Origin of the sequence: Erwinia psychrophila, assembly GCF_039023475.1 — a bacterium.
GTDB lineage: Bacteria > Pseudomonadota > Gammaproteobacteria > Enterobacterales > Enterobacteriaceae > Erwinia.
Genome location: NZ_JBCHVB010000005.1, coordinates 264,088 through 286,612, shown reverse-complemented (window position 1 = coordinate 286,612; position 22,525 = coordinate 264,088). Strand labels below are relative to the sequence as shown.

19 protein-coding genes are annotated in these 22,525 nt (G+C 56.4%); 13 read left to right on the top strand and 6 right to left on the bottom strand.

Features of this window, described 5'->3' with window-relative positions; genetic code table 11:
- Window positions 1–218 precede the first annotated feature (218 nt).
- The 7 genes from mreB to tldD all read left to right on the top strand — a co-directional run bounded on the left by mreB (window position 219) and on the right by tldD (window position 10,269).
- The gene (mreB, locus tag AAH446_RS14405; protein ID WP_003855260.1) at window positions 219–1,262 is read left to right on the top strand and encodes a rod shape-determining protein MreB; all 1,044 of its coding nucleotides are present in this window, start codon (window positions 219–221) and stop codon (window positions 1,260–1,262) included.
- Between the two features lie 63 nt (window positions 1,263–1,325).
- A complete protein-coding gene (gene mreC / locus AAH446_RS14400; protein ID WP_342907373.1) occupies window positions 1,326–2,354 on the top strand; it encodes a rod shape-determining protein MreC in 1,029 nt (342 codons plus the stop codon).
- Window positions 2,351–2,839 (top strand): rod shape-determining protein MreD, encoded by a 489-nt coding sequence (mreD, locus tag AAH446_RS14395; RefSeq protein ID WP_342907372.1) that lies wholly within the window; start codon window positions 2,351–2,353, stop codon window positions 2,837–2,839. Before mreC ends, mreD begins: the two co-directional genes overlap by 4 nt.
- Before the next feature lie 8 nt (window positions 2,840–2,847).
- Window positions 2,848–3,441 (top strand): Maf family protein, encoded by a 594-nt coding sequence (locus AAH446_RS14390; RefSeq protein WP_342907371.1) that lies wholly within the window; start codon window positions 2,848–2,850, stop codon window positions 3,439–3,441.
- Window positions 3,431–4,900 carry a ribonuclease G gene (gene rng / locus AAH446_RS14385; RefSeq protein WP_342907370.1) on the top strand — a complete coding sequence of 490 codons (1,470 nt, stop codon included), beginning with the start codon at window positions 3,431–3,433 and terminating at the stop codon, window positions 4,898–4,900. The genes AAH446_RS14390 and rng overlap by 11 nt, the downstream gene beginning before the upstream one ends.
- 45 nt (window positions 4,901–4,945) lie before the next feature.
- Window positions 4,946–8,740: an AsmA2 domain-containing protein YhdP gene (gene yhdP, locus AAH446_RS14380; RefSeq protein ID WP_342907369.1), complete on the top strand. Its 3,795-nt coding sequence runs from the start codon at window positions 4,946–4,948 to the stop codon at window positions 8,738–8,740.
- 83 nt (window positions 8,741–8,823) lie between these two features.
- Window positions 8,824–10,269: a metalloprotease TldD gene (gene tldD, locus AAH446_RS14375; RefSeq protein ID WP_342907368.1), complete on the top strand. Its 1,446-nt coding sequence runs from the start codon at window positions 8,824–8,826 to the stop codon at window positions 10,267–10,269.
- A gap of 99 nt (window positions 10,270–10,368) precedes the next feature.
- Here tldD and aaeR read toward each other — a convergent pair whose 3' ends face one another.
- Window positions 10,369–11,286, bottom strand: coding sequence for an HTH-type transcriptional activator AaeR (gene aaeR / locus AAH446_RS14370; protein WP_342907367.1), 918 nt, complete (start codon window positions 11,284–11,286; stop codon window positions 10,369–10,371).
- Window positions 11,287–11,561: 275 nt separating this feature from the next.
- Between aaeR and aaeX the strand changes: the two genes are divergently transcribed.
- The 5 genes from aaeX to AAH446_RS14345 all read left to right on the top strand — a co-directional run bounded on the left by aaeX (window position 11,562) and on the right by AAH446_RS14345 (window position 16,579).
- Window positions 11,562–11,765 (top strand): p-hydroxybenzoic acid efflux pump operon protein AaeX, encoded by a 204-nt coding sequence (gene aaeX, locus AAH446_RS14365; RefSeq protein ID WP_024966634.1) that lies wholly within the window; start codon window positions 11,562–11,564, stop codon window positions 11,763–11,765.
- A 7-nt stretch (window positions 11,766–11,772) separates the two neighbouring features.
- Window positions 11,773–12,705, top strand: a complete 933-nt coding sequence (gene aaeA, locus AAH446_RS14360) for a p-hydroxybenzoic acid efflux pump subunit AaeA (RefSeq protein ID WP_342907366.1) — start codon at window positions 11,773–11,775, stop codon at window positions 12,703–12,705.
- A 13-nt stretch (window positions 12,706–12,718) separates the two neighbouring features.
- Window positions 12,719–14,677 carry a p-hydroxybenzoic acid efflux pump subunit AaeB gene (gene aaeB, locus AAH446_RS14355; RefSeq protein WP_342907365.1) on the top strand — a complete coding sequence of 653 codons (1,959 nt, stop codon included), beginning with the start codon at window positions 12,719–12,721 and terminating at the stop codon, window positions 14,675–14,677.
- Window positions 14,678–14,802: 125 nt separating this feature from the next.
- Window positions 14,803–16,257, top strand: a complete 1,455-nt coding sequence (locus AAH446_RS14350) for an NAD-dependent succinate-semialdehyde dehydrogenase (protein WP_342907364.1) — start codon at window positions 14,803–14,805, stop codon at window positions 16,255–16,257.
- A 52-nt stretch (window positions 16,258–16,309) separates the two neighbouring features.
- Complete coding sequence (locus AAH446_RS14345; RefSeq protein WP_342907363.1) at window positions 16,310–16,579, top strand: barstar family protein; 270 nt, start codon at window positions 16,310–16,312, stop codon at window positions 16,577–16,579.
- A gap of 377 nt (window positions 16,580–16,956) precedes the next feature.
- Here the strand turns inward: AAH446_RS14345 and yhcN (AAH446_RS14340) are convergent, their stop codons facing one another.
- The 3 genes from yhcN (AAH446_RS14340) to argR form a co-directional block, all read right to left on the bottom strand.
- Complete coding sequence (yhcN, locus tag AAH446_RS14340; protein WP_342907362.1) at window positions 16,957–17,226, bottom strand: peroxide/acid stress response protein YhcN; 270 nt, start codon at window positions 17,224–17,226, stop codon at window positions 16,957–16,959.
- A gap of 108 nt (window positions 17,227–17,334) precedes the next feature.
- Window positions 17,335–17,598 (bottom strand): peroxide/acid stress response protein YhcN, encoded by a 264-nt coding sequence (yhcN, locus tag AAH446_RS14335; protein ID WP_342907361.1) that lies wholly within the window; start codon window positions 17,596–17,598, stop codon window positions 17,335–17,337.
- Window positions 17,599–18,015: 417 nt separating this feature from the next.
- Window positions 18,016–18,486: a transcriptional regulator ArgR gene (gene argR / locus AAH446_RS14330; protein WP_342907360.1), complete on the bottom strand. Its 471-nt coding sequence runs from the start codon at window positions 18,484–18,486 to the stop codon at window positions 18,016–18,018.
- Window positions 18,487–18,931: 445 nt separating this feature from the next.
- Here argR and mdh point away from each other — a divergent pair, with 445 nt between their 5' ends.
- On the top strand, window positions 18,932–19,867 hold the full coding sequence (gene mdh / locus AAH446_RS14325) for a malate dehydrogenase (protein ID WP_342907359.1): 936 nt from the start codon (window positions 18,932–18,934) through the stop codon (window positions 19,865–19,867).
- Window positions 19,868–19,920: 53 nt separating this feature from the next.
- On the opposite strand, the gene degS is transcribed toward mdh, so the two are convergent.
- Both degS and degQ read right to left on the bottom strand, forming a co-directional pair.
- On the bottom strand, window positions 19,921–20,982 hold the full coding sequence (gene degS, locus AAH446_RS14320; RefSeq protein ID WP_342907358.1) for an outer membrane-stress sensor serine endopeptidase DegS: 1,062 nt from the start codon (window positions 20,980–20,982) through the stop codon (window positions 19,921–19,923).
- Between the two features lie 78 nt (window positions 20,983–21,060).
- The gene (gene degQ / locus AAH446_RS14315; RefSeq protein ID WP_342907357.1) at window positions 21,061–22,431 is read right to left on the bottom strand and encodes a serine endoprotease DegQ; all 1,371 of its coding nucleotides are present in this window, start codon (window positions 22,429–22,431) and stop codon (window positions 21,061–21,063) included.
- Window positions 22,432–22,525: the final 94 nt, after the last annotated feature.

The following is a 22,525-nucleotide window of genomic DNA, read 5'->3' as shown; positions in this document are numbered from 1 at the left end:
ATGTGCGCTATTTTCGCGTTTCCGTCCTGAATTGACGGCGCAGAGCCTGAATTCGGGCTTTTTGCCCGACGCAGATGGAAGGATGGAGGAGACGGGCATAAAATGGCGTGTTTTTTCACCGGAGTAGAACGTTTTTGCGCCTTGTCGCTGCTTCGCGTGGTTGGTAAAGTAAGCGGATTTTTAAATTCCGCCCCCAGCTTGCAGGATTATCCTTTAGTATGTTTAAAAAATTTCGTGGCATGTTTTCCAACGACTTGTCCATCGACCTGGGTACAGCCAATACCCTGATTTACGTGAAAGGGCAGGGCATCGTTCTGAATGAGCCTTCTGTGGTTGCCATTCGTCAGGATCGTGCCGGTTCCCCAAAGAGCGTAGCGGCCGTCGGTCATGATGCAAAACAGATGCTGGGACGTACCCCAGGGAATATCGCCGCCATTCGTCCGATGAAAGATGGCGTGATCGCCGATTTCTTCGTCACTGAAAAAATGCTTCAGCATTTTATCAAGCAGGTTCACAGCAACAGTTTCATGCGGCCAAGCCCGCGCGTGCTGGTCTGCGTACCGGTTGGCGCCACCCAGGTTGAACGACGTGCCATTCGTGAGTCCGCACAGGGCGCAGGCGCTCGCGAAGTGTTCCTGATCGAGGAACCGATGGCGGCGGCTATTGGCGCTGGTTTACCGGTTTCCGAAGCGACGGGCTCGATGGTCGTTGATATCGGTGGCGGCACAACGGAAGTGGCGGTGATCTCTCTGAATGGGGTGGTTTACTCCTCCTCCGTGCGTATTGGCGGTGACCGTTTCGATGAAGCCATCATTAATTATGTGCGCCGTAACTACGGTTCTCTGATTGGTGAAGCGACCGCTGAGCGCATCAAGCATGAAATCGGCTCCGCGTATCCGGGCGACGAAGTGCGCGAAATTGAAGTGCGTGGTCGTAACCTGGCTGAAGGCGTGCCTCGCGGCTTTACCCTGAATTCGAATGAAATTCTGGAAGCGCTTCAGGAGCCGCTGACCGGCATCGTCAGCGCGGTGATGGTTGCCCTTGAGCAGTGTCCGCCTGAACTGGCATCGGATATCTCTGAACGCGGTATGGTACTGACCGGCGGTGGCGCTCTGCTGCGCAACCTCGATCGCCTGCTGATGGAAGAAACCGGCATTCCGGTTGTGGTCGCCGAAGATCCGCTGACCTGCGTGGCTCGCGGAGGCGGTAAAGCGTTGGAAATGATCGACATGCACGGCGGCGATTTGTTCAGCGAAGAATAATTTGCCAGGGAGCGCGGGGAACGCTGCGCTCCTGTTCATGATGTCGAGGATAACGCCGAGTTTATGAAGCCAATCTTCAGCAGGGGTCCCTCCCTGCAGTTACGCTTATTTTTAGCGGTTATTGTGGCAATAGGCGTCATCGTTGCCGATAGCCGGATGGGCGCTTTCACCAAAATTCGCACCTATATGGATACGGCGGTCAGCCCATTCTATTTTCTGGCCAACGGGCCACGTCAAATTCTGGACAGCGTGTCTGAAACGCTCGCCTCCCGCCAGCAGCTGGCGCGGGAAAATACCGCTCTTCATCGTGAACTGATACTGAAAAACAGCGAACTGCTGATGCTGGGCCAGTTCAGGCAGGAGAACGCCCGCCTGCGCGAGCTTCTTGGCTCGCCGCTGCGTCAGGATGAGCAGAAAATGGTTACCCAGGTCATTTCAACGGGAACCGATCCTTATACCGATCAGGTTGTGATTGATAAAGGCAGCCTGAGCGGCGTGTACGAAGGCCAGCCGGTGATCAGCGATAAAGGCGTGGTTGGCCAGGTAGTCGCCGTCGGAAAAATCACCAGCCGCGTGATGCTGATTTGCGACTCCTCTCATGCGTTGCCTATCCAGGTATTAAGAAATGATATCCGCGTCATTGCCGCTGGTAACGGCTGTGCGGAAGATCTGCAGCTGGAACATTTACCGGGCAATACCGATATCCGCTCGGGCGACGTGCTGGTCACCTCCGGCCTCGGCGGCCGCTTCCCTGAAGGTTACCCGGTAGGCGTGGTCACCTCCGTCAAGCTGGATACGCAGCGGGCCTATACCGTGATCCAGGCACGCCCCACCGCTGGCCTTCAGCGCCTGCGTTACCTGCTGCTGCTGTGGGGCGCCGATCGTAATGGCCTGATGCCGATGGCGCCGGGTGAGGTGCACCGCGTCGCTAATGAGCGCCTGATGCAGATGATGCCACAGGTGCTGCCAGCCGCTGGTGAACTGATGGGCCCACCCGCGCCGTCATCGTTGCCGGGTAACGGCAGCGCGCCGTCAGCCGGTCAGCCGGTCCAGAACGCACCCGCGCTATCTCCGTCTGGAGGCCAGCCTTGAGTAGCTATCGCAGCCACGGACGCTGGGTCATCTGGCTTTCGTTTCTGGTCGCTCTGATTTTGCAAATCATGCCCTGGCCGGAACAGCTCTTTATGTTCCGCCCCTCCTGGCTGCTGCTGATACTGATTTACTGGACGCTGGCGCTCCCTCACCGGGTGAATGTCGGCACGGGCTTTGTAATGGGATCTATAATGGATCTGATTTCGGGCTCGACGCTGGGCGTCCGGGCCCTGGCCCTCAGCATCGTCGCTTATCTGGTGGCGTTTAAATTCCAGCTGTTTCGCAATCTCGCGCTCTGGCAGCAGGCGCTGATGGTGATGGTGCTCTCTCTGGCCATGGACGTCATCGTATTCTGGGCTGAATTTTTAGTAATAGATGTTTCATTCCGCCCTGAAATTTTCTGGAGTAGCGTCATAGACGGTATTCTCTGGCCCTGGCTCTTCTTGCTGATGAGAAAAATACGTCGCCAGTTTGCCGTACAATAAGGATGATTATGGTATCCCTTTATCTGGCCTCTGGTTCTCCCCGCCGCCGTGAATTACTGACGCAGCTTGGCCTGCGTTTCGAACGTTTATCCACTCAGATTGAAGAGCAAAAGCAGCCGGACGAAGAGGCTGAGGCCTACGTTCGCCGCCTTGCACGCGAAAAAGCGCAGGCTGGCGTGGCGGTAGCGGAACGTGATTTGCCGGTTCTGGGCGCGGATACCATCGTCGTGCTGAATAATGAAGTGCTGGAGAAGCCCGCTGACGAAGCGGCGGCGGCGGCAATGCTTGCTAAACTTTCCGGGCAAACCCATCGGGTAATGACCGCCGTTGCGCTGGCCGATCGCCATCAGCAGCTGGAGTGCCTGACCATCACTGAAGTGACATTTCGCTCACTGACCGCTGAGGACATTGCCGCTTACGTTGCCAGCGGTGAACCGTTAGATAAAGCTGGCAGCTACGGCATTCAGGGACTGGGTGGAAACTTCGTCCGCAAAATCAACGGCAGCTATCACGCCGTTGTCGGTTTGCCACTGGTGGAAACCGCCGAGCTACTCAGCCACTTCGAATCACTGCGTGAGGTGAGAAATCAACATGACGGCTGAACTGCTGGTTAATATCACCCCCTCCGAAACGCGCGTGGCCTATATTGTCGGCGGTATTCTTCAGGAGATCCATATTGAGCGCGAAGCGCGCCGTGGCATCGTCGGCAACATTTATAAAGGCCGTGTCAGTCGGGTGCTGCCGGGCATGCAGGCCGCTTTCGTTGATATCGGCCTGGAAAAGGCGGCCTTTCTGCACGCCTCGGATATCATGCCGCACACCGAATGCGTCGCGCGGGATGAAAAGAAAAACTTCATCGTCCGGGATATCTCGGAGCTGGTCCGCCAGGGTCAGGATCTGATGGTGCAGGTGGTGAAAGATCCGCTGGGCACCAAAGGCGCACGCCTGACGACGGATATCACGCTGCCATCGCGCTACCTGGTGTTTATGCCGGGAGCGTCACACGTGGGCGTTTCGCAGCGTATTGAAAGCGAAGCGGAGCGCGACCGTCTGAAAAAGGTAGTCTCTTCCTACTGCGATGAGCTGGGCGGCTACATTATCCGTACGGCTGCGGAAGGCGTGGGTGAGGTGGAGCTGGCTTCCGATGCCGCCTTCCTCAAAAGGCTCTGGACAAAGGTGATTGAGCGTAAAAAGCGCAACCAGACCCGCTGCCGCCTCTACGGCGAGGTGGCGCTGTCGCAGCGTATACTGCGGGACTTCGCGGGGGCGGCGCTTGACCGGGTCAGGATCGACTCGCGGCAGAGCTTTGAGCAGCTGCTTGAGTTCACCGCCGAATATATCCCGGAAATGACCGCTAAGCTGGAACTCTATACCGGCAAGCAGCCCATTTTTGATCTCTTCGACGTGGAAAATGAAATTCAGCGTTCGCTCGATCGTAAGGTTGAGCTGAAGTCCGGCGGCTACCTGATCATCGATCAGACGGAGGCCATGACCACTATTGATATCAATACTGGCGCCTTCGTGGGGCATCGTAACCTGGACGAAACTATCTTCAATACCAATATCGAAGCCACGCAGGCCATCGCCCGGCAGCTCAGGCTGCGCAATCTGGGCGGCATCATCATTATCGATTTTATTGATATGAGTAATGAAGAGCATCGCCGCCGCGTACTGCATTCGTTAGACCAGGCGTTGAGCAAGGATCGCGTGAAAACCAATATCAACGGTTTCTCCCAGCTCGGCCTTGTGGAGATGACGCGTAAGCGTACGCGGGAAAGTATTGAGCATGTGCTTTGCCATAACTGCCCGGTCTGCAAGGGACGGGGTACGCTGAAAACGGTGGAGACGGTCTGCTATGAGATTATGCGCGAGATTGTCCGCGTTCATCACGCCTATGACTCAGACCGCTTCCTGGTCTATGTTTCTCCTGCTGTCGGCGAAGCGCTGAAGACCGAGGAGTCTCATGCGCTGGCCGAGGTCGAAATATTCGTCGGCAAGCAGGTGAAAGTGCAAATTGAACCGCTCTATACTCAGGAGCAGTTCGACGTGGTCATGATGTAATCTGGCATGCAACTTCCGCCCCCGGCGGATAACAAGGAGAGGGAAGTGAGGCAACTGCCAAGGGTTCTGCTGCTGGCTGGCGCAATAACTGTGGTCATTATTGCGCTACTGGTCAGCGGGCTGCGTCTGGTAATGCCGCATATGAATAGCTGGCGCGAACCTCTGCTTCAGCAAATCTCCGCTTCGTCGGGCGTCCCGATCCGGGCCAGCGCGCTGCATGGCCGCTGGGAAAATTTCGGTCCGGTGCTGGAGATTAACGATCTGGCCGTCGATCTGAAGGATAAAGGGGCGTTAAAAGTCGGTCGCATTTCACTGGCGCTGGATATCTGGCAGTCGCTGCTTCACTGGCGCTGGCAGTTCCGCGATCTCACCTTTTACCAGCTTGACCTGCTGACAACGACGCCGCTCATCTCGGGTGAAGGCAATAAAGTGCAGCTTGAACCAGGCCAGTTCAGCGATCTCTTCCTCCGTCAGTTTGATCATTTCGATTTGCGCGACAGCCAGATCCGCTTTTTGACGCCTTCGGGACAGCGTAGCCTGCTGGCTATCCCGCAGCTGACCTGGCTGAATGAGGAAACCCGCCACCGAGCCGAGGGCGTAGTCAATCTATCCAGCCTGACGGGACAGCATGGCGAGGTGCAGGTTCGTCTGGATTTAAGCGACAGCAACGGCTATCTCGACACCGGTCGGGTCTGGATGCAGGCCGATGATGTGGACGTGCGCCCCTGGCTGGGCCAGTGGATGCGTGACAATACCAGCCTCGAACGCGCCCGTTTCAGCCTGGCGGCCTGGATGAGCCTGAAAGAAGGTCAGATCCACGATGGCGATATTCTGCTGAAAAAGGGCGGCGCAAGTTGGCAGGGAGACCGGCAGACGCATACGCTGGCCGTGGATAACGTCACCGCCCACGTAGCCCGCTACCAGCAGGGCTGGCGCATTCACCTGCCGCAAACTAACCTGGTCACCGACGGCCACGCCTGGCCCGATGGGCAGTTTTCCCTGCTGTGGCTGCCCGGCAAGGGGACGCCGGGCGCGGAAGAGGTGCGCGTTCGCGCCACGAATCTGGATATTGAACGCCTCGACCCGCTGATCCCGCTTTTCGCCAAACTCAGCCCGGAACTGCTGGATAACTGGCGCGCCTTACAGCCTGGAGGGCGGCTGGAAGCGCTGGCGGTGGACGTTCCGCTCGGTCAGCCGGCGCTCAGTCGCTTTCACGCGCGCTGGAAAGATATAAGCTGGAAGCACTGGGAAGTGCTGCCGGGTATGCAGCACTTTAGCGGTTCGCTTTCCGGCGGTGCTGCCGATGGCCGCCTCGATTTCAATCTCAATGATGCCAGCCTGCCGTATGGCAGCATGTTTCGCGCGCCGCTGGAAATCCAGCAGGCCAGCGGCGCTATTCGCTGGCAAAACGCAGAGGGGCGCCTGAATCTGAGCGGCGAGCAGCTGGACGTTAAGGCACGCTCTTTACGGGCAAAGGGCGATTTCAACTGGACTCAGAAGGAAGGAGAGGCGCCGCGGCTTGATATTCTCGCGGGTATTAACGTCACCGATGCGGGTGATGCCTGGCGCTATTTCCCCGAACCTCTGATGGGCACCTCGCTGGTGGATTACCTGAGCGGCGCAATCAAAGGCGGCCAGGTCAGGGATGCCACCCTGCTTTTTGCCGGAAATCCTCAGCTTTTCCCGTTTAAACACAACGATGGCATGTTTCAGGTCTGGGTGCCGCTGAAGCAGGCAACCTATCAGTTTCAGCCCGGCTGGCCGGCGATTGAAAACTTCGACATTAACCTGAACTTTATCAACGACGGCCTCTGGATGAAAACGGATGATGCGAAGCTGGGCAAGGTGCAAGGCCGGGATATTTCGGTGGCCATTCCTGACTACCTGAAAGAAAAGCTGATCGTCGATGGTGATGTGCGCGGTGCGGGTCATGAGGTGGCGGACTATTTCAACCAGACCCCGCTGAAATCGTCGCTTGGCGCCGCGCTGGAGCAGCTACAGATTGGCGGCGATGTGGGTGGTCACTTACATCTTAATATCCCGCTGGACGGTGAGCAGGTACGGGCGACGGGTGATGTTAACCTCCATAACAATTCGCTGTTCATCAAGCCGCTGGAAAGTACCCTCCAGAATCTGAATGGCCGCTTCACCTACGATAATGGTGATCTGCAAAGCGGGCCGCTCAGCGCCAGCTGGTTCGGTCAACCCATCGATGTCAGCTTCAATACCAAAGAGGAAGTGAAGAACTATCAGATTGGCGTTGATATCAAAGGAAACTGGCGGCCGGCAGCCATGCCCGTGATTCCTGCGGCGGTGCGGGCGAAGCTGGACGGCAGCGCAAGCTGGCAAAGCCACGTCAGCATTGCGCTTCCCCCTGAGGGCGGCGCAAATTATCAGGTTGATCTGGACGGCGATCTGAAAAATGTAAGTAGTCGCTTACCCTCTCCATTAGGTAAAAATCAGGGAGCCTCTTTACCAATCCGGGCTTCTGTTAAAGGAGACCTGGACGCCTTTACGCTGAGCGGTGCGCTGGCGAAAACCCACCGCTTCAACAGCCGCTGGCTGCTGGGTAAACAGTTGAGAATCGATCGCGGTATCTGGGAAAACGACGCTAAGCAGACGCCGCCTTTGCCGGATGAAAGCGGGATGATACTCAATCTGCCCCCGATAGACGGAGAAGCTCTGCTGGGCTTATTCAGCGCCGGTGAAGGGAGCGGCAGCGGACAGCTGGAAAGCGGCAAAGCATTTATCCCCGGCACTCTCAGGGTCCGTACCCCGGCGCTAACGCTCGGAGGACAACAGTGGCGCGATCTGGACGCAACGCTCAGCCAGGCGATGTCTGGTGAGACGAACATCCGGCTGAAAGGGAGAGAAATCGACGGCACGCTGACGCTGCCGCGCCGTTCGCCATGGGCGGCCCACTTTAAGTACCTTTATTACAACCCGCAGTGGCCATCCGCTAAGGACGCCCTGCCTTTACCGGCTGAAGCCACCAGCATCGACTTCAGCGGCTGGCCAGCCCTTAATCTGCTCTGTGACGAATGCTGGCTTCGCGGGCAGAAGTTTGGCCGGATAAGCGCCAATCTGACGCCTGCCAGCGATACGCTGAAGTTAGAAAATGGCCTGATAGATACCGGCAGTGCGCGTCTTACCCTTGATGGTGAGTGGGTGAACCGCCCGGACGCCCAGCGGACGGCGCTTAAAGGCGTCCTGAGCGGCAAAAGTGTCAGCGATGCCGCCGGGTGGTTCGGCCTCAGCACGCCGCTCCGCGATGCCTCTTTTAAGGTGGATTACGATCTTCACTGGCAGTCTGCACCGTGGCAGCCTTCGGAAGAAACGCTTAGCGGCGTCCTGAAGACCGCATTCGGCAGCGGGCATATCGCCGACGTTAATACCGGGCGGGCGGGACAGTTACTGCGCCTGGTGAGCTTCGATGCGCTGCTGCGTAAACTCCGGCTCGACTTCAGCGATACCTTCAGTCAGGGCTTTTACTTCGACTCCATTACCGGCACTGCCTGGATCGAAAAAGGCATTATGCGCACGGACAATCTGCTGGTGGATGGGCTGGAAGCTGACATAACCATGAAGGGTAAGATGGATCTGGTCAAACGCCAGGTTGACATCGAAGCGACCGTTGCGCCCGCGCTCTCGGCAACGGTTGGTGTGGCGACGGCGTTTGCGGTTAATCCTGTGGTCGGGGCTGCGGTCTTTGCCGCCAGCAAGGTACTGGGGCCTCTCTGGAATAAAATTTCGCTGCTGCGCTACCGTATCTCCGGGCCGCTCGATCATCCTGAGATTGATGAAGTGCTACGCAAGCCTCGCGAAAAGCGCGAGAAGTGAATTTGACGTGACCGGGGAATTGCCTCAGGCTATAGCAATGCGACGCCAGCAGTGACTGGCTCCTCCCAACAGAGCGAGAATTCATGAGTCTGAATCTGGTAAGTGAGCAGTTACTGACTGCTAATAATATTCGTCAGCAGGATCTTTTCTCCCTGCTTGGTCAGCTGTCCGAACGTAAGCTGGATTATGCCGATCTCTATTTTCAGTCCAGCTTCCACGAATCCTGGGTGCTGGAAGACCGGATTATTAAAGATGGCTCCTGGAATATCGATCAGGGCGTGGGCGTGCGCGCCGTCAGCGGCGAAAAAACCGGATTTGCCTACGCCGACCAGATTACCCTTAACGCCCTGACCCAGAGCGCTACCGCAGCCCGAAGCATCGTGCGCGAACAGGGGAACGGCCACGCCCATACCCTGGGCGCGGTGGATCACCGTTCCCTTTATCCGGCGCTTGATCCGCTGCAAAGCCTGACGCGTGAAGAGAAGATTGCCCTGCTGCATCGCGTGGACAGCGCGGCGCGGGCCGCTGACAAACGGGTGCAGGAAGTCAGCGCCAGCCTGAGCGGCGTCTATGAATTGATCCTGGTGGCGGCGACCGACGGCACGCTGGCAACCGATGTCCGCCCGCTGGTGCGTCTTTCCGTCAGCGTGCAGGTTGAAGAGAACGGTAAGCGTGAGCGGGGTGCCAGCGGCGGCGGCGGCCGTTTCGGCTACGAATTCTTCCTGGCTGATGAGTCGGGCGAGATGCGTGCGGAAGCCTGGGCGCGTGAAGCTGTGCGCATGGCGCTGGTCAACCTCAGCGCCGTTGCTGCACCGGCCGGAACGCTTCCGGTGGTTCTGGGCGCGGGCTGGCCAGGCGTGCTGCTGCATGAAGCGGTTGGGCACGGCCTGGAGGGCGATTTTAACCGTCGCGGCACCTCCGTTTTCAGTGGACAGATGGGACAGCTGGTCGCTTCGGAACTCTGTACCGTGGTGGACGATGGTACGCTGGAAGGGCTGCGTGGCTCGCTGGCAGTGGATGATGAAGGCGTGCCGGGTCAGTACAACGTGCTGATTGAAAAGGGTGTTCTGAAGGGATACATGCAGGACAAGCTGAATGCCCGTCTGATGGGCGTTAAGCCCACCGGTAACGGACGCCGTGAATCCTACGCGCACCTGCCGATGCCGCGCATGACAAACACCTATATGCTCGGCGGCCAGTCAACGCCACAGGATATTATTGAAAGCGTTGAGTATGGTCTTTATGCGCCGAACTTCGGCGGTGGCCAGGTGGACATTACCTCAGGGAAATTTGTTTTCTCAACGTCAGAAGCCTATCTGATCGAGAATGGCAAAGTCACCAAACCGGTAAAAGGCGCTACGCTGATTGGCTCCGGTATTGAGGCGATGCAGCAGATCTCAATGGTGGGTAACGACCTGGCGCTGGATAAAGGCGTCGGCGTCTGCGGCAAAGAGGGACAGAGCCTGCCGGTTGGCGTGGGACAGCCGACGCTGAAGCTGGATAAACTGACCGTTGGTGGCACTGCCTGATTGTACCGGATTTTCTTTCCCTCACTGGCGGTGCAATCTGCCGGTGAGGGGAAGGGCAAAACCGTTCCCACCTCTGACTCCCGTCTTAAATAGCCGCCGCTACTCCCGGCGAAATTCCTTATAGATTTCCCCCACCCGGTCAAAATAGTCCGTCAGGTAGTTAAGACAGACCTGCACTTTCAGCGGCAGCTTATCTTTCTGGGTGTAAACCGCATAGACCGGGCGCGGATCGGACTGATAGCGGGTAAACAGGATCTCTACCTGGCCTGCGTTAATTTCATCAATGACCCACATCAGCGGCAGGTAAGCGATGCCGGTGCCGGCCACCAGCCAGCGAATCAGCGTCTGCGAATCGTTGGTGGCGAAGCGCCCCTGCGGCGAGAGCCGGGTAGAGATGCCTTCCGGCGCGGTCAGTTCAAAATCGTTATCGGGTCTGACGCTGTACTGCAGCCAGCAAAATTTACTGATATCTGACGGCTTTTCTGGCGTACCCTGCTGTGCCAGATAGCTTTTCGCCGCGCAGACGACCATCGGCATCGAGCCGAGCCGGCGGGAAAAGAGGCTGGAGTCCTGCAATGCCCCGACCCGAATCACCAGATCCAGCCCGTCGGCGATCAAATCCGGCGCCGGGCTGCCGGTGACCAGGTTTACCGTCAGACCCGGATACTCTTTCAGCATTTCCGCGGTCATTGTCGCCAGAACATTCTGCGCCATCGTTGAAGAGCTGCCGATACGCAGCGTGCCAACCGGCGTATTGTTAAATGCATAGAGCTGTTCATGAACCTGCTGCGCCTCCGCCATCATCCGGCGGCAGCCCTGAAAATAAATTTTTCCTGCTTCGGTCAGGCCAATACTGCGCGTGCTGCGGTTAAGCAGTTTCACCTGGAGTTCATCTTCAAGCCTGGCCACCGTCTGGCTGACGGCAGAAACGCTCATCCCCATCCGGTGGGCCGCTGCGGTAAATGAACCCAGTTCCACCACCCGGGCGAAGACGGACATGCCTTTAAGTCTTTCCATTATTAAGCCTGGCTTAAAAGTGATTTAGATCACGTTTGGGTGTAAAGATATAGTCAACCACGTTACTATAGCACTGCCGGGTTACCTTTCCGTAACTCACTCGCCTGAGAGTCCGTGCCTGAATACGCTATTATTCACTGTAGGCCGCGAACGATCGTCTGACTGCTCCAGGCGTCAACCTGTCATCATCAGCCCATAAAACAGCCATCGCCTGAGCAGGATGGCGGCTTTTTGGTGGCAAAAGGTGAGCCCGGTAAGACTGACAAGGATAAGAGATGAGTGTGCTTCCGGTTATCGTAATATTTGGGCTTTCTTTTCCGCCCATCTTCTTTGAAATTATTGTGTCATTGATGCTGTTCTGGCTGGTGCGCAGGCTGATTACGCCTACCGGAATCTATGACCTGGTCTGGCATCCTGCCCTTTTTAATACAGCACTGTACTGCTGCCTGTTCTATCTGGTTTCCCGATTGTTTGTCTGAGGTCATAGTGAAAGCGCTAACTAGAAAAATTTCCCGGTACGCCATCACCCTTATTCTGGTGATGGTCGCCGTCATCGTTATTTTCCGCGTCTGGGTGTTTTATACCGAATCGCCCTGGACGCGTGACGCTAAATTTACGGCTGATATTGTGGCGATCTCGCCGGATGTCAGCGGGCTGATTACCGATGTACGCGTGCACGATAATCAACTGGTAAAAAAAGATCAGGTGCTGTTTGTGGTCGATCAGCCCCGTTATCGCCAGGCGCTGGCGCAGGCGGAAGCTGACGTAGCCTATTATCAGGCGCTGGTGAGCGAAAAACGCCGTGAAGCCTCACGTCGTAACCGGCTGGGGGCGTCCGTCATGTCCCGCGAAGCCGTCGACCAGGCGAACAATGATTACCAGACTTCGCAGCATCAGCTGGCGAAGGCTGTGGCCACGCGCGATACCGCAAAACTGGATCTGGAGCGTACCGAGGTCAAAGCGCCTGCTGACGGCTGGGTAACCAACCTTAACGTCTACCGGGGAGAGTTTATTACCCGCGGTGCGACCGCCGTGGCGCTGGTGCAACAGCACACCTTCTATGTGCTGGCCTATATGGAAGAAACCAAACTTGATGGCATACGCCCGGGTTACCGTGCAGAAATCACGCCGTTGGGTAGCAATCGCGTACTGTATGGCACCGTCGACAGCATTGCGGCGGGCATTACCAACAGCAGTAGCAGCATTGACAGCAAAGGTATGGCAACCATCGATTCCAACCTTGAGTGGGTCCGCCTGGCGCAGCGTGTTCCCGTGCGTATCCGCCTCGATAACCAGCAGGGGAATCTCTATCCTTCCGGCACCACCGCCACGGTAGTGGTGACGGGTGAGAAGGATCGTCAGGTTAACGACATGTCGCCGATGATGAAGCTGATGCATCGCCTGCGTGAGTTCGGCTAAGCAGGAGCGCGTTATGCAGTGGTATCTTCTGCGGTTTCCGATCAAGCTCACCTTTGCGATTTTGCTGGCGCTGCTGATTGGCTTTCACTTCAATCTGGAGACGCCCCGCTGGGCGGTTATGACCGCCGCTATCGTGGCCGGCGGCACGGCGTTTGCGGCGGGTGGCGATCCCTTCTCCGGGGCGCTGCGTCACCGCGGTATGCTGCGTATTATCGGCACCTTTATCGGCTGTATCGCCGCGCTGGTTATTATTATCGCCACCATTCGTGCGCCGGTCGTGATGCTGCTGCTTTGCTGTCTCTGGGCGGGGTTCTGCGTCTGGCTCTCCTCGCTAATCAGGGTTGAGAACTCTTACGCCCTTGGGCTGGCGGGTTACACGGCGCTGATTATCGTGGTTAGCGTCAATGCGCAGGGCTCCCTGCTGGTCGCGCCGCAGTTTGCCGTTGAACGGTGCAGTGAAATCATTATCGGCATCGTCTGCGCCATTCTGGCCGACATGCTCTTTTCGCCCCGCACGATCAAAAAAGATATCGACCGTGAGATCGACAGCCTGCTGGTGGCTCATTACAAGCTGATGCAGCTCTGCGTCGCCCATGGCGATCGGGATGAAGTGGACAAGGCCTGGACCAGCCTGGTTCGCCGGACGACGGCGCTGAACGGTATGCGCACCCACCTGATGATGGAGTCTGGCCGCTGGCAGAAGATCGACCGCCGGATGCGCGCGCTGAATACGCTCTCGCTGACGCTGATTACCCAGGCCACCGAAACATTTTTAATCCAGAATTCGCGCAAAGAGTATGTGCCTCCTCAGTTTCACCTTTTCTTTGAGAAGCCGGTGGAGAACATTGGGGACATCCATAAGCGGATGAAGATCATGCGCCGCGTGATTACCACAAGCGGCAGTAAAAATACGCCGCTGACCATTACGAACTGGGTGGGGGCTGCCTCACGCTACCTTCTGCTGATGAAGGGTATCCATACCAACAGCAGTATCAGCCGGCTGGAGGAAGAGATCCTTAACGGCGAGCCGGTAGTGAAAATGCGCTCCGCAGAAACCCAGCATGCGCTGGTGAACGGTATTCGTACTTTTGTTGCCACGGCTGTAGGGTCGCTTTTCTGGCTCTGGACCGGATGGACTTCCGGCAGCGGCGCGATGGTGATGCTGGCCGTGGTCACCGCGCTGGCGATGCGTATGCCGAATCCGCTGATGATGGCGAAGGACTTCCTTTACGGCATGATTGTCGCCTTCCCGCTGGGATCGCTCTACTACATGTTTATTATGCCCGCCACGCAGCAAAGTATGCTGCTGCTCTCGATTTCGCTTGGCGTAATGGCATTTATCAGCGGGATCCTGATCCAGCGCCGGCAGATTGGTACAATTGGCGCGCTGGTGGGCACGATTAACGTGCTGACGCTGGATAACCCCATGACCTTCCACGTAAACGTGTTTCTTGATAATGCACTGGGTCAGGCGATAGGCAGTTTTCTGGCGTTACTGGTTATCCTGCTTATCCGGGATACCTCGAAAGCCCGCGTCGGCCGTACGCTGCTGAACCGTTTTATGTATGCTGCCGTTTCCGCCATGACCACCAATCAGGCAAGACGGCATGAGAATCATCTGCCGGCGCTCTATCAGCAGCTGTTTATGCTGCTGAATATGTTTCCGGGCGATATCGATAAATATCGCATCGCCCTGACGTTGATTATCGGGCACCAGCGCCTGCGCAATGCGGATATTCCCGTCAACAGCGACCTTTCTGAGTTCCATAAACAGCTTCGTCACACCGCAGACCGGGTCATCTCGGCGGGCAGCGATGCCAAACGGCGACGCTATTTTGAACGCCTGCTGGCCGAGCTGGATATTTATCAGGAGAAACTTCGCCACTACGACGCGCCGCTCAGCGTAACCGAACCGGTGCAGCGGCTGGCGATGATGCTGAAAAAGTATCAGAACACCCTCGTCCAAATCTGAGTTAAGGCTGATACCAGTCGGTATCAGCGCTTTCCCATTCCCGTTTCTCCTCACCTGGTTCATACAGGGGGAAGGGTGCCATCTATACTTATTCCTCAGAATGGCACACCAGGCAGGAGAAAAAAATGAAGCAGACTAACCTCCAGGATCACGAGCTTTTTCAGACTGGCTACTTTGCAGGCGGTGAGTGGCGAGAGTGCGACAGCACCTTCGACGTGCTCAATCCAGCTACCGGCGATGTTATCGCTCAGGTTGCCCGCGCAGGCAAACGCGAAGCCGAACAGGCGATTAAGGCTGCTGAAGAGGCATTCCCCGCCTGGCGGGCGAAAACGGCCAAAGAGCGCAGCGAAATCCTCAACCGCTGGTATCAGCTGATTATCGACAACAAAGCCTGGCTTGGAAAATTAATGACGGCGGAGCAGGGCAAGCCGCTCAGTGAGGCGGAAGGGGAAGTGGAATACGCCGCCAGCTTTATCCAGTGGTTTGCCGAAGAAGCCAAGCGGGCGAACGGCGAGATTATCCCTCCAGCGAAGGCGGGGTCCCGCATCCTTGCCACCCGCGAGCCTGTTGGCGTGGTGGCGGCTATTACGCCCTGGAACTTTCCGATGGCGATGCTCACCCGTAAGCTTGGTCCGGCGCTGGCCGCTGGCTGCACCGGGCTTATCAAGCCCGCTAACAATACGCCGCTCTCCGCTTTCGCCTTAGTGGCGCTGGCAAAAAAAGCGGGCGTCCCTGACGGTGTACTTAATGCTGTTGCAGGCGACACCCAGGCGATCAGCGATGCCATTATGGCCAGTAAAGCCGTCCGGAAAATCTCCTTCACCGGCTCCACCCAGGTGGGCAAGCTGCTGATGCGCAACGCGGCCGACACCATGAAAAAAGTGTCGATGGAGCTGGGCGGCAACGCGCCTTATATTGTCTTTGAGGATGCGGATATCGACGCCGCCGTCAAAGGTGCCATCGCCAATAAATTCCGCAATGCCGGGCAGGTTTGCGTCAGCGTCAACCGCTTCTATATCCACAACAGCGTTTACGACCGCTTTATCAGCCAGCTGGGTGATGAGGTCGCTAAGCTGAAAGTCGGCAACGGCATGGAAGAAGGCGTCGTCGTCGGGCCGCTGATTGAAGCCGCCGCCGTTGAGAAGGTCGAGGAGCATGTAAAGGATGCCGTGGCGAAGGGCGGACGGATAGTGACCGGGGGCGCACGCCACGCGCTGGGCGGCAATTTCTGGCAGCCGACCGTCATTGCCGAGGCCAGCGAAAAGATGCAGCTGGCCAGCGAGGAGACATTCGGACCCGTTGCCGCCTGCTTCCGCTTCGATAGTGAGGAGGAGGTTATCCGTCGGGCCAATGATACCGAGTTCGGGTTAGCGGCCTATTTCTACACGCAAAATTTACAGCGGGTATTCCGCGTGTCGGCCGCGCTGGAAAGCGGCATGATCGGGATTAACGAATGTGCGGTTTCTACCGAGCTGGCCCCTTTTGGCGGGGTGAAAGAGTCCGGCCTTGGCCGCGAAGGCTCGGTGCTTGGCCTGGAAGAGTACCTGGAAGTCAAAGCCCTGCATCTTGGGGGACTGTAACTGAACGGGCGGCCTGCAGGCTGCCCGGCAACTGCCTTGCGGAGCGGCCGGGATGAGAACAGAGCGTTTTGATTTTGATGAAATCGTCGATCAGGCCCATTTTTACCGCCAGTTCAGCGAGCGTTTTGCCCTGGCGGACGGGAAGGTGACCGATTTAGACACGTTATGGGAGACGGTAATGGCGCCGCTGCTACCGCTGCCGCTGGAAATTGAATTTATTCATTTAGGGAGCGGGCAAAGAAGGCGCTACGGAGCGCTGATTCTGCTGTTTGACGAGGCGGAAGAGGAGCTGGAGGGGCAGTTTCGTTTTAACGTCCGTTAAGGAAGAATAAAAAGGGCCCCGGCGAGCGAGGCCAAAAGGTTCGTCATACTGACGAGGAACGATCGGGATAGCTCAGCGATCATGTGCCGGCTATCGTCAGTACGTGTCGGCAAGATACCTGTGCTGGTTTCTTGCCTGCCGGCGTTTCGTGACAGCGGTGACCGGATCGCCAATAAGGTCCCGGCCGCGCCACTGAGGGGGGCTGCCACAGGTTGCTGATATTGGCCCTGCTGATTATCCCGCTTATCAGGCGCGGGCGCGCCAGGGAGAAAGGCGAAAAGCAGCCCTGATGCAGCAACCCTTTTTACTCTTCGTTTATATGCACGTCCAGACCCCGGCGTTTCTGCTCCGAAGCGGGTCGCAGCTCGTATACAAACTTATTTATACAGTTCAGCGGTCGCGTGATAGTTGCCGTTAGTGTAAGCCTCAATAACGCGATAATGGCTGGCGCCTTTTTCATCAGCTTTCTGCGACAGCTGCTGGCGGATATCCGTTGGGGCAGCGTCGATGCCGCTTACGCTGATGGTGCCCAAAGATTGCAGATGCTGGTGGGCAACCTGTTCGTTGGTGACCAGGTCAGCAGCGCTGGCGCCAAAGGTCAGGGCAGCCGTCAGGCTCATTACAGCAATAGCGATAGTGGTTTTCATAGTAATACTCCAGAAGATTGAAGGTAACCGAAAGGGCTATACAACCGTTTTTATTCTTGGGGTTACCCTGTGGTTTGATGCATTAAGTCTTACTGCCGGCTGTCCGGATTATTTATAGAGTTCAGCGGTAGCGTGATAATTACCGTCGCTGTAGGCCTCTACAATGCGGTACGCGGTAGCACCCTGCGCGTCAGCTTTCTGATTCAGCGCGCTATGAATATCCATCGGAGAGCCCGCTACGCCGCTTACGGTAATGGTGCCGATTGGTTGCATGTTCTGTGCCCGCTCTGCATTAACAGAATCGGCGGCAAAAGCGCCAAACGAGAGGGTAGAAAGCAGGCCTAAAGCGGCAACAGTGGTTTTAATGTTCATAAATAGATTCCTCGTCTCAGGTTTTATCGTTTGATTAGTGTGATCTGCGTCACGAAAAGAAGTATAGATCTAATAACGATAAAAATTAATAGTCTGCTAATAATAATTTTATGGGATCTCTCCCGTAAAAGCGCATTTTTAATAACTTTAAGTTATAAAAATTGGCGTTATTTTCACCACTTGTGACTAAATGTTTTTAAAATCATGCGGATATGTGTAATTAACCATTTGTGCCTTTATTTATGGTGTATCACACTGTGTGAGACGGGGTGGCTTTGAGTTATTACTGGTTTTAGGGCTGGAAAGCAGTTTAATGTACTGGAGAGGTGGGGCGACAGTACAAAACAAAAAAGCCGACTTATGTCGGCTTCATATAAGGTTCAGGCGTAGCGGGCCCTCTGTTATATCTTCGGCGGCTTATAGCTCCTGTTCAAAGAGAACCAGAATGGCTTCATGAAGCTGATGAACGGTAAACGAGCGTGCCGGGGCCATAAAAATCGTATCATCGCCCGCAATGGTGCCCAGTATCCCTTCGGATTTGCCTAATGAGTCAAGCAGACGGGCGATTAGCTGTGCAGCGCCGGGGCTGGTGCGTATGACAATCAGCGAATCATTGTGATCTATGTCCAGCACCAGATTCTTAAGCGGGCTGGAGGTCGTCGGAACGCCCAGTTCGGCAGGCAGGCAATAGACCATTTCCATTTTGGCATTGCGGGTGCGCACAGCACCGAACTTGGTCAGCATACGGGAGACTTTGGACTGATTGATATTATCGAAGCCATCCTCCTGCAACGCGGCGACAATCTCGCCCTGGGAGCTGAACTTCTCTTCTTTTAGTAAGGCCTTAAAAGCCTTGATCAAATCGTCTTGTCTGGATGGGTTACGCATAAGTGTCCGCGATAAAAGTCTGCTATTAAGGGGCGACCCCGACGGGGGAATGACATTATTATGCAATTAAATGAATTTTTATGCAAACAGGCTGTTGGGGCTGCTGCGAGCCTCAGCGTCGGGGAACGCAGTCTGGCAAAGATGTCGTGAAAATACAATCCTGCCACCCTCGTCCGCGCCGTGCGGTAAGTGAACGATTTGTTATGAAAATGATGTTGTTCTGATAAGTGTTAAGGGTGTAATGTAACGCCGAATCATCTTGTCTGCATGCTGTTACGAGCGGTCCCTACCCAGGCGTAATGCGGTCAATCTCCTCTGCTTCGCCGGTTTAAACGTTTTAGCGCGCATATCGGGATAAAGGCTGTCGCTTTGACCGCACAGGTCGTCTATGTTCGTATCAGATGGATTCACGGTACTTAATGCTCAAAATAATAAGGAGTTTAGGATGAAAGTCGCAGTTCTCGGCGCAGCTGGCGGTATTGGCCAGGCTCTCGCACTTCTGCTTAAAACCCAGCTTCCGGCAGGTTCAGAACTCTCTCTGTATGATATTGCACCCGTTACGCCAGGCGTTGCGGTAGACCTCAGCCACATCCCTACAGCGGTCTCAATCAAAGGTTTCAGCGGTGAAGATGCCACGCCAGCGCTTAAGGGCGCGGATGTTGTGCTGATCTCCGCCGGTGTGGCCCGCAAGCCGGGTATGGATCGGTCCGATCTGTTCAACGTTAACGCCGGTATCGTGCGTAACCTGATTGAACAGGTCGCCAGTACTTGTCCAAAAGCGCTGATTGGTATCATTACCAATCCGGTCAATACGACCGTAGCCATTGCGGCGGAAGTGCTGAAGAAAGCGGGCGTTTACGACAAAAACAAACTCTTTGGCGTGACCACGCTTGATATCATTCGCTCCAACACCTTTGTGGCCGAGCTGAAAGGTAAAAATCCGGCAGAGCTGAATGTGCCTGTCGTTGGCGGCCACTCGGGCGTAACCATTCTGCCTCTGCTGTCGCAGATCCCGGGCGTCAGCTTCACCGATCAAGAGATAAGCGATCTCACCAAACGTATCCAGAACGCGGGTACGGAAGTGGTGGAAGCCAAGGCGGGTGGCGGTTCAGCCACGCTCTCCATGGGTCAGGCGGCGGCGCGCTTTGGCCTGTCGCTGGTACGTGCTCTGAACGGTGAAAGCGATGTCGTTGAGTGTGCTTATGTGGAAGGGGATGGCGAGCATGCCCGCTTCTTCTCTCAGCCGCTGCTGCTGGGTAAAGAGGGTGTTGCCGAGCGTCGTCCGGTCGGTACGCTCAGCGCATTTGAGCAGCAGTCGCTGGACGGCATGCTGGATACGCTGAAGAAAGATATTACCCTGGGCGAAGAATTCGTTAAGTAACCCCATGCAGGGCCAGCGTCGCTGGCCCTCATTATTGCCGGTCCGTTCTTCCTTTAATTCCCCGGATATTCCAGCACGGTAATCGACAGCGTCATCTTCTTGTCGTTGCGAATGATCGTGACGTCTATCACCGTTCCTGGCCGGATCTCAGCCACCTGATCCATCGTCTCAAGCGCGGAAACAGCGGGCTTGTGGTTCACGCTGGTAATCACATCATTGACCTGTAAACCCGCTTTTGCTGCGGGGCCGCCCTGCGCAACGTTGGTGACGACGATACCCTGAATATGATCGAGGCTAGTGCTCTGCCCGTGGATCTGCGGCACTTCACGTCCACTGATGCCAATAAAGCCACGGATCACCCGGCCATCACGGATCAGCTTATCCATGATTTTCGCCGCCAGCGCGGTAGGAATAGCAAAACCAATCCCTTCCGGCGTTTCGCCATCGTTGCTCTTATCAAAAGAGAGGGTGTTAATGCCCATCAGCTCGCCGAGCGAGTTAATTAACGCTCCGCCCGAATTGCCTTTATTGATAGACGCATCGGTCTGAAGGAAGTTCTGGTAGCGCGACGGGCTGAGGCCCACGCGTCCGGTGGCGCTGATGATCCCCTGGGTGACCGTCTGGCCGATATTATAGGGATTGCCGATGGCCATCACTAAATCGCCAATGTGCGCAGTGCGTTTCGGGTTGATGGCGATCACCGGCAGGCTGGAGGCGGTGATCTTCAGCACCGCCAGGTCGGTCAGGTTATCCGAGCCGACCAGCATAGCTTCAAAAATACGCCCATCCTGTAGCGCTACAATAATCTGATCGGCATCGTTGATAACGTGCTTGTTGGTCAGAATATAGCCGCGACCGTCCATAATGACGCCGGAGCCAAGCGTGCGGATTTCCAGATTATCAGCCGAGGCGTTGGCGCTGCGGTTATAAACATTCACCACGGCAGGCGCCGCCCGGCGGACGGCGGAATTGTAGCTGATGGGCGAGGCATCAGCGCTGTCGTTATCCCGGTTAGCAAGAAAATCGCCGCCAATTCTCAGCGCGGGCAGGGCAGCCAGCAGGATGCCCGCCACGACCAGACCGAGTAACGCCGAACGCAATAGTTTAGGAAACATGGCTTTACTACGATGAATGAATGAACGTGGGGCAGAATAGCACGAGTTAAGCGGACACGCAGGTGTCCGCATCATGATTTAGCGCAGCAGCAGATAAAGGTTTTGGTTGTCGCGAATGATATTCAGCGCGAGCAGCGGCGGTTTGGAATCAAGCAGCGTGCGCAGCCCGGCCAGATTTTCCACTTTTGTACGGTTAACGCCCACGATAACGTCATCCTTTTGCAGACCGGAGAGTTCTGCCGGCGTGGCTTTCGCCACCGCCTCAACCTTCACGCCTTTGGTGCCATCTTTCGCCGCGCTATCGCTGAGGGTGGCGCCCTGAAGGGCCGGTGTCAGCTGCTCGGCTTTGAGGGTTGTCTGGCTGCTGGCGTCCAGTGCTACGGTCAGGTTAACCGGCTTGCCGTCACGGACCAGCTCTACTTTCAGCTGGGTGCCTGGCGGTGTGGTGCCGATTTTCACCCGCAGTGCGGCAAAGCTCTCTACCGTTTTATCGTCCAGGCGGGTAATGATATCGCCAGGCTTGATACCGGCTTTTGCGGCCGCAGAGCCCGGCAGCACTTCATTAACGAAGGCGCCGCGCTGAATATCCACGCTGAAGGCTTTGGCCATGTCGGCGGTCATCTCAGTTCCTTTGATACCCAGCTGGCCGCGCTTCACCTCGCCAAACTCAATCAGCTGATGCGCCAGGTTCATCGCCATATTACTGGGGATGGCGAAACCGATGCCGATATTGCCGCCCGCCGAAGAGAGGATGGCGGTATTAAGCCCAACCAGTTCACCGTTCAGGTTCACCAGCGCGCCGCCTGAATTGCCGCGGTTAATAGCGGCATCGGTCTGAATGAAGTTCTCCAGCCCTTCCAGATTCAGGCCGCTGCGTCCCAGCGCCGAGATAATCCCTGAAGTAGCCGTCTGCCCCAGGCCGAACGGGTTGCCGATGGCAACAGCAAAATCGCCCACTTTGAGCTGGTCTGAGTCAGCAATTTTTACCTGCGTCAGGCCGCTGGCCCCGCTGATTTGCACCAGCGCGATATCAGTCTGCTCATCGTGACCAATCATTTTGGCATCGAATTCGCGGCCATCGCTCAGCTGTACGCTGATCTTATCCGCGCCATTGACCACATGATTGTTCGTCAGCACGTAGCCTTTTGCAGCATCGATCACTACGCCGGAAGCCAGACCTTCGAATGGCTGAGCAGGCGCGTCCTGCTCCTGCTCTTCCTGACCAAAGAAGCGTCTGAGCGGTTCGGGGATCGCCTGTGCCTGTGTCTGGGTGCCCTCAACATGGACGCTGACCACCGCGGGCAACACTTTCTCCAGCATGGGGGCCAGGCTTGGCAGGGGCTCGCCCTGAATATGGGCCGGAAGCGTCGCCATGGCCTGCGGGGCAACGGTCAGATTCATGCCAATACTCAGTGCTAATGCGCTTAACAGTAAGGATTTCTTCTTCATCGCTACGACGCTCTCGTTAATAAATGTGGGGGATGCCGCTGTGGGGTGTGGCGGTGACTGACGTTGGTATAAAAAAGGGCGCCAGGCGCCCTTA

Coding starts and splice junctions, on each gene's coding strand:
- mreB (WP_003855260.1), top strand. CDS start 219: ATGTTTAAAAAATTTCGTGGCATGTTTTCCAACGACTTGTCCATCGAC.
- mreC (WP_342907373.1), top strand. CDS start 1,326: ATGAAGCCAATCTTCAGCAGGGGTCCCTCCCTGCAGTTACGCTTATTT.
- AAH446_RS14390 (WP_342907371.1), top strand. CDS start 2,848: ATGGTATCCCTTTATCTGGCCTCTGGTTCTCCCCGCCGCCGTGAATTA.
- rng (WP_342907370.1), top strand. CDS start 3,431: ATGACGGCTGAACTGCTGGTTAATATCACCCCCTCCGAAACGCGCGTG.
- tldD (WP_342907368.1), top strand. CDS start 8,824: ATGAGTCTGAATCTGGTAAGTGAGCAGTTACTGACTGCTAATAATATT.
- aaeR (WP_342907367.1), bottom strand. CDS start 11,286: ATGGAAAGACTTAAAGGCATGTCCGTCTTCGCCCGGGTGGTGGAACTG.
- aaeX (WP_024966634.1), top strand. CDS start 11,562: ATGAGTGTGCTTCCGGTTATCGTAATATTTGGGCTTTCTTTTCCGCCC.
- aaeB (WP_342907365.1), top strand. CDS start 12,719: ATGCAGTGGTATCTTCTGCGGTTTCCGATCAAGCTCACCTTTGCGATT.
- AAH446_RS14350 (WP_342907364.1), top strand. CDS start 14,803: ATGAAGCAGACTAACCTCCAGGATCACGAGCTTTTTCAGACTGGCTAC.
- AAH446_RS14345 (WP_342907363.1), top strand. CDS start 16,310: ATGAGAACAGAGCGTTTTGATTTTGATGAAATCGTCGATCAGGCCCAT.
- yhcN (WP_342907362.1), bottom strand. CDS start 17,226: ATGAAAACCACTATCGCTATTGCTGTAATGAGCCTGACGGCTGCCCTG.
- yhcN (WP_342907361.1), bottom strand. CDS start 17,598: ATGAACATTAAAACCACTGTTGCCGCTTTAGGCCTGCTTTCTACCCTC.
- argR (WP_342907360.1), bottom strand. CDS start 18,486: ATGCGTAACCCATCCAGACAAGACGATTTGATCAAGGCTTTTAAGGCC.
- mdh (WP_342907359.1), top strand. CDS start 18,932: ATGAAAGTCGCAGTTCTCGGCGCAGCTGGCGGTATTGGCCAGGCTCTC.
- degS (WP_342907358.1), bottom strand. CDS start 20,982: ATGTTTCCTAAACTATTGCGTTCGGCGTTACTCGGTCTGGTCGTGGCG.
- degQ (WP_342907357.1), bottom strand. CDS start 22,431: ATGAAGAAGAAATCCTTACTGTTAAGCGCATTAGCACTGAGTATTGGC.